At 72.8% G+C, this 10,714-nt stretch carries 12 protein-coding genes; 7 read left to right on the plus strand and 5 right to left on the minus strand.

All coding sequences use genetic code 11. The annotated features are described in order from the left end of the window. Positions 1-45 precede the first annotated feature (45 nt). Positions 46-1,347: a citrate synthase gene (locus DNL27_RS04670; protein WP_081431585.1), complete on the plus strand. Its 1,302-nt coding sequence runs from the start codon at positions 46-48 to the stop codon at positions 1,345-1,347. A 178-nt stretch (positions 1,348-1,525) separates the two neighbouring features. On the opposite strand, the gene galE is transcribed toward DNL27_RS04670, so the two are convergent. After that, positions 1,526-2,542 carry a UDP-glucose 4-epimerase GalE gene (gene galE / locus DNL27_RS04675; protein WP_112235753.1) on the minus strand — a complete coding sequence of 339 codons (1,017 nt, stop codon included), beginning with the start codon at positions 2,540-2,542 and terminating at the stop codon, positions 1,526-1,528. Between the two features lie 262 nt (positions 2,543-2,804). Beyond that, positions 2,805-3,776 (minus strand): 2,3,4,5-tetrahydropyridine-2,6-dicarboxylate N-succinyltransferase, encoded by a 972-nt coding sequence (gene dapD, locus DNL27_RS04680; RefSeq protein ID WP_112234844.1) that lies wholly within the window; start codon positions 3,774-3,776, stop codon positions 2,805-2,807. Positions 3,777-3,900: 124 nt separating this feature from the next. On the opposite strand from dapD, the gene dapE reads away from it, so the two are divergent. From dapE to DNL27_RS04700, 4 genes are all read left to right on the plus strand, one after another. Then, positions 3,901-5,007: a succinyl-diaminopimelate desuccinylase gene (gene dapE, locus DNL27_RS04685; protein WP_112235754.1), complete on the plus strand. Its 1,107-nt coding sequence runs from the start codon at positions 3,901-3,903 to the stop codon at positions 5,005-5,007. Positions 5,008-5,028: 21 nt separating this feature from the next. After that, complete coding sequence (locus tag DNL27_RS04690; protein ID WP_112234845.1) at positions 5,029-5,907, plus strand: TIGR00730 family Rossman fold protein; 879 nt, start codon at positions 5,029-5,031, stop codon at positions 5,905-5,907. A 203-nt stretch (positions 5,908-6,110) separates the two neighbouring features. Beyond that, complete coding sequence (locus tag DNL27_RS04695; RefSeq protein ID WP_239494456.1) at positions 6,111-7,376, plus strand: mannosyltransferase family protein; 1,266 nt, start codon at positions 6,111-6,113, stop codon at positions 7,374-7,376. A gap of 165 nt (positions 7,377-7,541) precedes the next feature. After that, a complete protein-coding gene (locus tag DNL27_RS04700; RefSeq protein ID WP_012397900.1) occupies positions 7,542-7,709 on the plus strand; it encodes a DUF3117 domain-containing protein in 168 nt (55 codons plus the stop codon). Between the two features lie 221 nt (positions 7,710-7,930). On the opposite strand, the gene DNL27_RS04705 is transcribed toward DNL27_RS04700, so the two are convergent. Genes DNL27_RS04705 through DNL27_RS04715 form a run of 3 tightly spaced genes read right to left on the minus strand, consistent with a single transcriptional unit; the run spans position 7,931 to position 9,365 of the window. After that, positions 7,931-8,302 carry a CrcB family protein gene (locus tag DNL27_RS04705; RefSeq protein WP_112234847.1) on the minus strand — a complete coding sequence of 124 codons (372 nt, stop codon included), beginning with the start codon at positions 8,300-8,302 and terminating at the stop codon, positions 7,931-7,933. Then, complete coding sequence (locus DNL27_RS04710) at positions 8,299-8,736, minus strand: CrcB family protein (protein ID WP_112234848.1); 438 nt, start codon at positions 8,734-8,736, stop codon at positions 8,299-8,301. The genes DNL27_RS04705 and DNL27_RS04710 overlap by 4 nt, the downstream gene beginning before the upstream one ends. Then, entirely contained in the window at positions 8,733-9,365 is a 633-nt protein-coding gene (locus tag DNL27_RS04715; RefSeq protein ID WP_058956199.1) for an O-methyltransferase, read from the minus strand. Before DNL27_RS04715 ends, DNL27_RS04710 begins: the two co-directional genes overlap by 4 nt. Before the next feature lie 265 nt (positions 9,366-9,630). On the opposite strand from DNL27_RS04715, the gene DNL27_RS04720 reads away from it, so the two are divergent. Continuing rightward, positions 9,631-10,305, plus strand: coding sequence for a hypothetical protein (locus tag DNL27_RS04720; RefSeq protein ID WP_239494457.1), 675 nt, complete (start codon positions 9,631-9,633; stop codon positions 10,303-10,305). A 38-nt stretch (positions 10,306-10,343) separates the two neighbouring features. After that, positions 10,344-10,697: a twin-arginine translocase TatA/TatE family subunit gene (locus DNL27_RS04725; RefSeq protein ID WP_058956200.1), complete on the plus strand. Its 354-nt coding sequence runs from the start codon at positions 10,344-10,346 to the stop codon at positions 10,695-10,697. Positions 10,698-10,714 lie beyond the last annotated feature (17 nt).

Genomic DNA, 10,714 nt, shown 5'->3' on the forward strand with positions numbered 1-10,714 from the left:
CACACCGATCAGCGGAACACCCGAGAAAACCGTGAAGGACTCACCATGGCAGAGGCCAAGAAGAACACCGGCAAGGTGGAACTGAGCTACGACAAGGACAAGACCCTGGACCTCCCCGTGCTGGAGGTGACCGAGGGCAACAAGGGCTACGGCATCGGCTCGCTGCTCAAGGAGACCGGCAACGTCAGCTTCGACCCCGGGTTCGTGAACACCGCGAACACGCGCTCCACGGTGACCTACATCGACGGCGCCCAGGGCATCCTGCGCTACCGCGGCTACCCCATCGAGGAGCTCGCGGAGCACTCCAACTTCCTGGAGACCGCCTACCTGCTGATCTACGGCGAGCTTCCCACGCGTGAGCAGTACGAGGACTTCCAGCACCGGATCACCACGCACACCATGGTGCACGAGGACATCAAGATGTTCTTCAACGGCTTCCCCCGCTCCGCGCACCCCATGCCCGTGCTGTCCTCGGCCGTGTCCGCGCTGTCCACGTTCTACTCGGACTCCCTGGACCCGTTCAACAAGGAGCACGTGGAGATCTCCACCATCCGCCTGCTCGCAAAGGTTCCCACCCTGGCGGCGTACGCGTACAAGAAGTCCGTGGGCGAGCCGCAGCTGTACCCCCACAACAACCTCAACTACGCGGAGAACTTCCTGCGCATGTGCTTCGGTGTGCCCGCCGAGGACTACGAGGTGGATCCCGTGGTCGCCAAGACGCTGGACATCCTCTTCATGCTGCACGCGGACCACGAGCAGAACTGCTCCACCTCCACGGTGCGCCTGGTGGGTTCCTCCCACGCCAACATGTTCGCGTCCGTCTCTGCGGGCATCAACGCCCTCTACGGCCCGCTGCACGGCGGCGCCAACGAGGCCGTGCTGGCCATGCTGGACCAGATCCAGAACCGTGGGCTCTCCGCGGACGAGTTCATGGAGAAGGTCAAGAACAAGGAGGACGGCGTCCGCCTCATGGGCTTCGGGCACCGTGTCTACAAGAACTACGACCCCCGCGCCCGCATCATCAAGGGCTACGCGCACGACGTCCTGGCCAAGATGGGCGGCAACAACGAGCTGCTGGACCTGGCCATCGGCCTGGAGGAGAAGGCGCTCGCGGACGACTACTTCGTGGAGCGCAAGCTCTACCCGAACGTGGACTTCTACACGGGTCTGATCTACAAGGCCATGGGCTTCCCGGAGAAGATGTTCACCGTGCTCTTCGCGATCGGCCGCCTGCCCGGCTGGATCGCCCAGTGGCGCGAGATGATCGAGGACCCGGAGACCAAGATCGGCCGCCCCCGCCAGCTCTACGTGGGCGAGGGCGAGCGCCACTACCCCACCACCAGCTGAGCGCCCTGCGCTGACGACGCCGCCCCGGTCACCTTCTCGGTGACCGGGGCGGCGTTCTCGTGGGGCTTGGTGCGGTGTCGTGTCGGACGCTGCCGGGTGTGCGCCCGGCAGCCGGTGCGCACGAAGGCGCCCCTGCCCCGGACCGGCGCGTAGGCGGCGTCGGGCCCGGGGGAGGGACTCAGCCCTCGTAGCCGTTCGGGTTGTTCTTCTGCCAGTTCCAGTGGTCCCGGCACATCGTGTCGATGTCGCGGTCTGCGGACCAGCCCAGCTCCGCGAGGGCCGAGGCGGGATCGGCGTAGGACACGGCGGCGTCGCCGGGGCGGCGCGGGGCGATCTCGTAGGGGATCTCCCGGCCCGAGGCCTTCTGGAACGCCTCGCGGACCTCCAGCACCGAGTAGCCGCGTCCGGTGCCCAGGTTCCACACGTGCACCCCCGGGTCCTCGCTGATCCGGTCCAGGGCCTTGAGGTGGCCGTCCGCGAGGTCCACCACGTGGATGTAGTCGCGCACGCCGGTGCCGTCCGGGGTGGGGTAGTCGTCGCCGAAGACCATGAGCTTCTCGCGCCGTCCCACGGCCACCTGCGCCACGAACGGCATGAGGTTGTTGGGGATGCCCGAGGGGTCCTCGCCGATCCGCCCGGACTCGTGGGCGCCCACCGGGTTGAAGTAGCGCAGCAGCGCCACGGACCAGCGCTCGTCCGAGGCGGCGAGGTCCGCGAGCATGTCCTCGATGTGCTCCTTGGTGCGCCCGTAGGGGTTCTGGGCGTCCATGGACAGCTTCTCGGTCAGGGGCATCGTCTCCGGCGCGCCGTACACGGTGGCGGAGGAGGAGAACACGATGCTGCGGCAGTCGTTCTCCTCCATGGCCCACAGCAGGTTCACGGTGCCGGAGACGTTGTTCGTGTAGTACCACAGGGGCTTTTCGGCGGACTCGCCCACGGCCTTGAGCCCGGCGAAGTGGATCACGGCCTCGGGCCGGTGCTCCCGGAACACCCGGTCCAGGCCCGCGCGGTCCAGCAGGTCCACCCGCTCGAACGCGGTGACGTCCCGCCCGGCGAGCTCCGCGACGCGCTCCAGCGAGGCGCGGGAGGAGTTGGAGAGGTTGTCCAGCACGACCACGTCGTGGCCCGCCTCCAGCAGGGCCAGGACGGTGTGCGAGCCGATGTAGCCGGTTCCCCCGGTGACAAGAATCTTCATGGTCACCACCCTATCCAGTGCGCCGGGGCGCACACGCGCGGCCGGGCTCCCGGTCTCCCGGGAACCCGGCCGTGTGCGGCTCACGACGCCGTTCGCGCCGGTCCGCGCGCACGGCACCCCCGCGGGGAGCCCTGCGACTCCGACGGGAGCGGGCGGCGTCGGCAACCGCCGCGGGGCTGGGCGAGCGCCACGTTCACCGGGGGCTGCTCGCCCTCTGACCGGGGCCCGGTCACGTCGCCCAGCGTGAAGGTGCCCGCCGGCGTCAGTTCGCGTGCAGCTGCGCGTTCAGCTCCACGGTGCCGTTGCGGCGGGGCAGGGCCTCCACCGCACCGGTGGTCGAGTTGCGGCGGAACAGCAGGTTGTCGGCGCCCGAGAGCTCGGAGGCCTTGACCACGCGGGGCTCCGCGGCGGCGTCGAGCAGGGACACCCGGGTGCCCGCGGTGACGTAGAGACCGGCCTCGACCACGCAGTCGTCGCCCAGGGAGATGCCCACGCCCGCGTTGGCGCCCAGCAGGCAGCGCTCGCCCAGGGTGATGCGCTGCTTGCCGCCCCCGGAGAGGGTGCCCATGATGGACGCACCGCCGCCGATGTCCGTGTGGTCGTGGACCACCACGCCGGCGGAGATCCGGCCCTCGACCATGGCAGCGCCCAGGGTGCCCGCGTTGAAGTTCACGAAGCCCTCGTGCATCACCGTGGTGCCCTCGCCCAGGTGCGCCCCCAGGCGCACGCGGTCCGCGTCCCCGATGCGGACACCGGAGGGGACCACGTAGTCCACCATGCGCGGGAACTTGTCCACGCCGAACACCGTGACGGCCCCGCCGGCGCGCAGCCGCAGAAGCGACCGGGTCAGCTCCTCGGCGAGCACCGGACCGCGGCTCGTCCACGCCACGTTGGCGAGCAGCCCGAACACCCCGTCCAGGTTGATGGTGTTGGGCTGCGCGAGCCGGTGGGAGAGCAGGTGCAGCCGCAGGTAGGCGTCGGCGGCGTCGCGGGGGGCCTCGTCGAGGTCGATCACCGTGGTCACGATCTCCGAGCGCACGTTGCGGTCCGGGTCCGTGGTCGCGGCCACGCGCAGGTCCGCCTCGTAGCTGGCGTCCGGGTTCGCGCTCAGGGCGGGGGCGGGGTAGAAGACGTCCAGGACGGTCCCGGCGCGCTCGCCGGCGTCCACCACGGTGGCCAGGCCCACGCCCGAGGCGACGCGGGAATTGACGGTGCTCTCGCTCGTTGAAGTCATGGCTCCATCCTAAGCGGGCAGGCGTGCCGCCCCTCCCGCGCCCGACGCCGCGGCACCAGCTGGTCGGGCGGCAGCCGGGTCGTTCCCGGCGGGCTGCAGGGTCCCGGTGACTATGCTGGCCGCCATGGCATCCGATCAGCAGACACCCGTACTCGACCTCACCATGGACCCTGCGGACCTCACGGCCGCGCTCGTGGACGTGGAGTCCGTCTCGGCCCACGAGGGGCCGCTCGCCGACGCCGTGGAGGCGGCCCTGCGCGAGCTGCCGCACCTCACGGTGCACCGGGACGGGGACACCGTGGTGGCCCGCACCGAGCTGGGGCGTGAGGAACGCGTGATCCTGGCCGGGCACCTGGACACCGTGCCCCTGCCCACCGTGGAGGGGGCGCTGGGCGCGGTGCCGTCCGTGCGGCGTCGTGAGGGGGACCGGGACGTGATCTACGGCCGCGGCACCACGGACATGAAGGGCGGGGTGGCGGTGCAGCTCGCGCTGGCGCAGCAGCTGCGGGAGCCGAACCGGGACGTCACGTACGTGTTCTACGACCACGAGGAGGTTTCCAGCGACGCCAGCGGTCTGGGGCGTGTGATGCGCAACGCGCCCGAGCTGCTCGAGGCGGACTTCGCGGTGCTGCTGGAGCCTACCAACGGCACGGTGGAGGGCGGGTGCAACGGCACCATGCGATTCCGGATCACCACCCACGGCAAGGCCTCCCACTCGGGGCGCGCCTGGATCGGGGACAACGCGATCCACAAGCAGGCGGAGCTGCTGGAGCGGCTGGCGCGCTACGAGCCGCGGACCGTCACCGTGGAGGGCCTGGACTACCGCGAGGGGCTCAACGCCATCCGGATCGGCGGGGGAGTGGCCGGCAACGTGATCCCGGACACCGCGTGGGTGGAGGTCAACTACCGATTTGCCCCGGACAAGACGCTGCAGCAGGCGCAGCAGCACGTGCGCGAGGTGTTCAAGGGGTACGAGATCGAGTGGCAGGACCTCTCCCCGGCGGCGCGCCCCGGACTGGACCGCCCCGCCGCCGCGCAGTTCGTGGCCGCGGTGGGCCAGGAGCCCATGCCCAAGTACGGCTGGACGGACGTCGCCCGTTTCTCGGAGGCAGGGGTGCCCGCCGTGAACTTCGGTCCGGGGGACGCCCTGCTGGCCCACACGGACGACGAGCACGTGGTCGACGACGCCGTGCGCGCGTGCCACCGGGCGCTGTCCCAGTGGTTGTCCTGATCCGCCACGTAGCCTGAGCACATGACTTCCCAGGACACGACCCCCGATCCGCTGCCCGAGCCCGCCGGACCCGCCGAACGCCACAAGGGCCCCGTGGTGCTGCGCCGCGCCCAGCTGCAGCGGCGCACCTCCGACCAGCGCTTCCTGGACCAGCGGCCGGCCGAGCCGGACGACTTCACCCGCACGGACCCGTGGCGCGTGCTGCGCATCCAGGCGGAGTTCGTGGAGGGCTTCGACGCGCTCGCGAACCTCGGCCCCGCGATCACGGTGTTCGGCTCCGCGCGCACCGCTCCCGGGCACCCCGAGTACGAGCTCGGCCGTGAGCTCGGGCGGCAGATCGGCGCCGCGGGCTACGCCGTGGTCACCGGCGGCGGGCCGGGCGTCATGGAGGCCGCCAACCGTGGCGCGGTGGACGTGGGGGCGCACTCGGTGGGCATCGGCATCGAGCTGCCGCACGAGCAGCACCTGAACCCCTGGGTGGACCTGGGCATCAACTTCCGGTACTTCTTCGCGCGCAAGACCATGTTCGTGAAGTACAGCCAGGGCTTCGTGGCGCTGCCCGGCGGCTTCGGCACCCTGGACGAGCTGTTCGAGGCGCTGACCCTGGTGCAGACCGGCAAGATCACCCGCTTCCCCGTGATCCTGGTGGGCACCGAGTACTGGGGTCCGCTGCTGGACTGGATCACGGGCACGCTCGTGGCCGGCGGCAAGGTGGCCGAGGCGGATCTGGATCTGCTGCGGGTGGTGGACACCGCCGAGGAGGTCGTGGAGATCCTCGCCTCGGTCCACGCCGAGGACCCCGGCATGCAGGTTTCCGACGCCGCCGCGCCCCGCCCCGGGGCCGACGCCGCCGGGGACCACGACCTGCCAGGGGAGCCCGCTCCCGGTTCCGGGGCATGAGCCGGGCCCGGGACACGGGGCGGAGGCATTCGGGGGACCGGGCCCGCAAGGACGCGGCCACGGCCGACGGCGTGGCCCCCGGACCCGCCGCCGCGAGGTGGGACGACGCGCCTTGCCCCGCGGAGGCGGAGCGCCGGGCGGGCCCCGGGCACCCCTCCAGCGCGGACGACGGGGCGGGAGGTGCACCGCGCGCCGCCGGAGCGGTGACCGTCGAGGATGCCCTCACCGCGCGGCGTCGTCCGTGGCGGGCGGCCCTGGGCGGCGCGTGGGCTCGGAGCCCGTGGTGGCTCGCGGTGCTCGCGCTCTACGGACTCTCCCGGGTGTGGGGGTGGGCGGTCTTCAGTGTGGTCGGCGGGCAGCAGGGGCCGGGGCCGTGGGGCCAGGGCCCCCTGGGCTACCTCGACTTCGTGGCCACGTGGGACTCGGACTGGTACCGCACCATCTTCGAGCACGGCTACCCCTCGGAGCTGCCCCGGGACTCCCTGGGCACGGTGCGCGAGAACCCCTGGGCGTTCTACCCCGTGTTCCCCCTCCTGGTGCGGGGCATCACCGAGGTCACCGGGACCGGCTGGGCGGGCACGGCTTCCACCGTGTCCCTGCTCGCCGGTTTCGGGGCGGCGCTCGTGCTGTACCGCCTCACGTGCACCGCCCCCGTGATGAGCACCCCGCGCACGCGCGGCGGCGCCTCCGTCCCGGCGCTGTGGGCCGTGGCCGTGTTCGCGTTCAACCCCGTGGCACCGGTGCTGCAGACCCCCTACGCGGAGGCGCTCAGCCTGCTGTTCCTGCTCAGCGCCATTCTGTGCGTGGTGCGCGGACGGGCCGCGGGGGCGGCGGTGTTCGTGGTGCTGCAGGCGCTCACCCGGCCCACCGGCGTCGCGCTCGCCGCGGCCCTCGGCGTGTGGTGGCTGTGGCGCAGCGTGCGGGACGTGCGGGCGCGGCGTCGTGCCTGGTACCGCTGCGCCGACCGGTGGCTCGCGGTCGCGCTGCTGGCGTGCGCGGCGGCGCTGGCCTGGCCGGTGATCGCGTGGGCCGTCACGGGTGAACCCACGGCGTACACGGAGACCGAGGCCGCGTGGCGCGGCTCCTCCGGCGTGGTTCCCGTGCTGCCGTGGTTCGCCCAGGCCACCCGGTTCCTCGGGCCCGTGGCGGGGCTCCTCGCGCCCGTGCTGCTCGTGGCCGCCGCGGTGCCCGTGCTGCGCAGCGGCCCCGTGCGCAGCGCCCTGCCGTTCTTCGTGCGGGTGTGGCTCGCCGCGTACGGGTGCTACCTGCTGCTGGTGCTCAACCCGCAGAGCTCCACGTTCCGGCTGCTGCTGCCATGGGCCCCGCTGGCCGCGGCCCTCGTGCGGGTGAGCGACTCCCGGGCGTACCGCGTGCTGCTGGTGCTCGGCGGGGCCCTCCTGCAGCTCGTGTGGGTCGGGTGGCTGTGGCACTGGAAGCAGCTGCCCGGCGGCGGGGACTACCCGCCCTGACGCCGCCCACGGGCCCCGCGGCAGCACGGGGCACGACGACGCCGCGCGTCCCGCCGCGCGGCGAGAACCACCCGGCCGGGGCTCGCTCGGGCGTGGGCGGCGTCACGGCAGGGGCTCGCGTTCGGTAAGATGGTTCGGTCAGTACACACGAAGAGGAGCTCATCAATGGCGGCCATGAAGCCGAGAACGGGTGACGGACCCATGGAGGTCACCAAAGAAGGACGCAGCCTGATCATGCGGGTCCCCCTGGAAGGCGGCGGACGCCTCGTGGTCGAGCTCAAGGCGGACGAGGCCGCCGAGCTGCGCGAGTGCCTCGCCGGTGTGACCCAGTAGTACGCGGCCCCCACCGTCCTTACCCCGAGAGCCCCCCACCACGGTGGGGGGCTCTCGCGCACCCGGGACCGCCTGTCCGGGGCCGCGGGCCGCGGTCACTGTGTGCGCCGCACGAGCCGGGTCCGCTCGGCCCGCACCCGCGGACGGGCGCGGTGCAGACCCTCAGAACGCACGGGTGCCCCGGGCGGGGAGCGGGAATCCCGGGTCCGGGGGCCGCGTGCTCAGGCGGCCCAGTGCGCCCCGAGCGTGGTGCCGGCCGCCGCGGCGAGCAGGCTCCACAGCAGGGTGCCGAGCACCGCGGCCAGGGCAGCGCCGCCACGACGCTCCCGCAGCAGGCGCACGGCGTCCACCATCGCGGTGGAGAACGTGGTGTAGCCGCCGCACAGTCCCGCACCCAGGGCCGCGGTCCACAGCGGGCCGAGCAGCAGGCTCAGACCGCTCACCAGGCCCAGCACGAACGAGCCGAGCACGTTGACCAGCACCGTGGCCAGGGGGAACGGCCGCCGCTGCCGCGAGGTCACCAGACGGTCCGTGAGCAGACGCAGGGCGGCGCCGAGACCTCCGCCCAGGGCCACGGCGAGCGCGGCGATCACCGCTGGCCCCCGCTGCGCGGCTCAGCGCCGGGAGCACCGGCACGGACCCGCGCACCGCACAGCACGCCCGCCCCGGCGGCGAGCAGCCCGGCCAGGAGCATCACCGCCGCGGTGAGCACGGCCTGACCCGTGCCACCGGCGGCAAGCTGCTCCCACAGGTCCTGCGCGAACGCGGAGTAGGTGGTGAAGCCTCCCAGCAGCCCTGTGCCGAGCACGAGACGGGTGGAGTGCGCGCGGGGGGTTTCGTCCCCGGGCCGGGTGAGGGCTTCGAGCAGCAGACCCAGCAGGAACGCGCCCAGCACGTTGCAGCCCAGCGTGGCCCAGGGCCACCCGGAACCGGTGGCGACCACGTGGGTGACGCCCCAGCGGAGCACGGATCCCACGGCTCCGCCTGCCGCCACGAGCAGGGCGTCCCGCGCGAGGGGCCGGATCACCGGCGGACGGCCAGCAGCACGCCCGTGCCCGTGGGCAGCAGGGCCGTGGACAGCCGGGGCTCGTCCCGCAGGGTGCGCACGACCTCCCGCATGATCACGGTGTCCTCCTGGCGCTGCGCGGGCTGGGGGACCTGGTCCCCGTGCAGGGCGTCGTTGACCACGAGCATCCCGCCGCGGCGCAGCAGCCGGGCGCCCTCGATCACGTAGTCGGCGGTGTTGGCCACGTCCGCGTCGATGAACACCATGTCGTAGGCGTTCTCCGTGAGCCGGGGCAGCACGAGGCCCGCGGCCCCGGAGATCGTGCGGGTGCGCTTGGTCTCGAAACCGGCCTCGCGGAAGGTGTCCCGCGCGGCGCGCAGGGCGCGGATGTCGGTGTCGATGGTGGTCAGCACGGACTCAGCGGGCATGCCACGCAGCAGCGCGAGCCCGGAGACCCCCGCACCGGTGCCCACCTCCACGACCGTGGCGGGACGCGCGGAGGACGCCAGCACGCCTAGCAGCGCCGCGACCGCCGGGGTCACGGGGTCCAGCCGCAGGGCGAGGGAGCGCTCGCGGGCCCGGAAGGCCGTCTCGTCCTCCGTGGCGTAGGCCTCGCAGTAGGCCCAGCTCGTGGTCTTGTCCGTGGTCATGGACGCGGGGTGTCCTTCGCTGCCGTGTGAGCCGGGATCCGCGGACCCCGGAACGTGGTGTGCGGTGCTCCGGCACGTGCCGGGACGTCGCGGGCCCCAGCCTATCGCGGTCCGCGCGCGCCGGGGGGGGCAACGCCCTGGGGTGTCCAGATCGCTGTCAGGCTGCTGCTCCACAATGGGTGCGGATCGGCGGCCCGGAGACGGCCGCCCGGGACGGGCGTCCCGGAGCAGGACGGTGAGGGAGAGGACGCGGGTGGTCACACGGATGACGACGCGCGCGGCGCGGGCCGTGCGACGGCCGAGCCGAGGCGGCATCGGGCTCGTGGCGGCGTTCGCCGCGTGCCTGTGCGTGGCCCTGCTGACCACCGCGGTGTGGAACGTGGGCCGCCAGGTGCAGCGCGAGCAGGCGGCCGCGGCGCGCACGGCGGCGTCGTGGTCTCCCGGTCCGCGCGCGATGGTGGACACCACCTCGCACGCGGACATCCAGTCCCTGCGCGCCCAGGGCTGGGCGGTGCCCGGCCTGGCCGCGGAGGGGTACCGGGTCGCGGACGTGCGCCGGACCCGTGTTGGGGACCAGCCCGCCGTGTCGATCTCCCTGCACAACGACCACGACACCGTGGAGATCGTGGAGCAGCGCGGCACGGTCAACCCCGACAACCCCCTGGACGGCGTCACCCAGCTGCCCGTGAGCGCGGAGGGCATGCACCGCTCGGCCATGTCCGGATCCCGGCTGTGGGTCGAGCGCGGGGACCCCTGGCGCGCCGTGATGGTGCGCCCGGACGCCGTCTACACAGTGTCCTCGGACTCGCCCCCCGCCACCATGGCGCAGACCGTGAGCGCCATCGTCGCCGAGGACCGCGGGCGCGTGAGCCTGCCCTCGCAGGACGACGAGGACTTCGGGTCCACCGTGGTGGACGGCCTGCGGAAGATCCTCGGCTAGCGCCCCGGCGTGCCGAGGGGCGTTGATAGGCTCGTCTGGTGTTCGGGATTTCTGGCGGGGAAGCCATCATCATTCTCATCGTGGCCCTGGTGGTCATCGGTCCGGAGCGGGTTCCCGAGTACGCGCAGAAGTTCAAGGAGATGGTCAAGGCCGTCCGCGGCTACGCCACCGGCGCCACCGCCGACCTCAAGGAGAGCCTGGGCCCGGAGTTCGCGGACCTCGACTGGCGCAAGCTCGACCCCCGGCAGTACGACCCCCGCGTGATCGTGCGCGAGGCACTGCTCGAGGACGACGACCCCGCGCCCCAGCACGCCACGCCCGCGATGGTGACACCCACGGTGCGCCGCCTGGCCCGCGGCGAGCGGGCGCCCTTCGACACCGAGGCCACCTGAGCGGCGTCGTGCGCCGG

This window comes from Kocuria sp. BT304, assembly GCF_003290245.1.
GTDB lineage: Bacteria > Actinomycetota > Actinomycetes > Actinomycetales > Micrococcaceae > Kocuria > Kocuria rhizophila_A.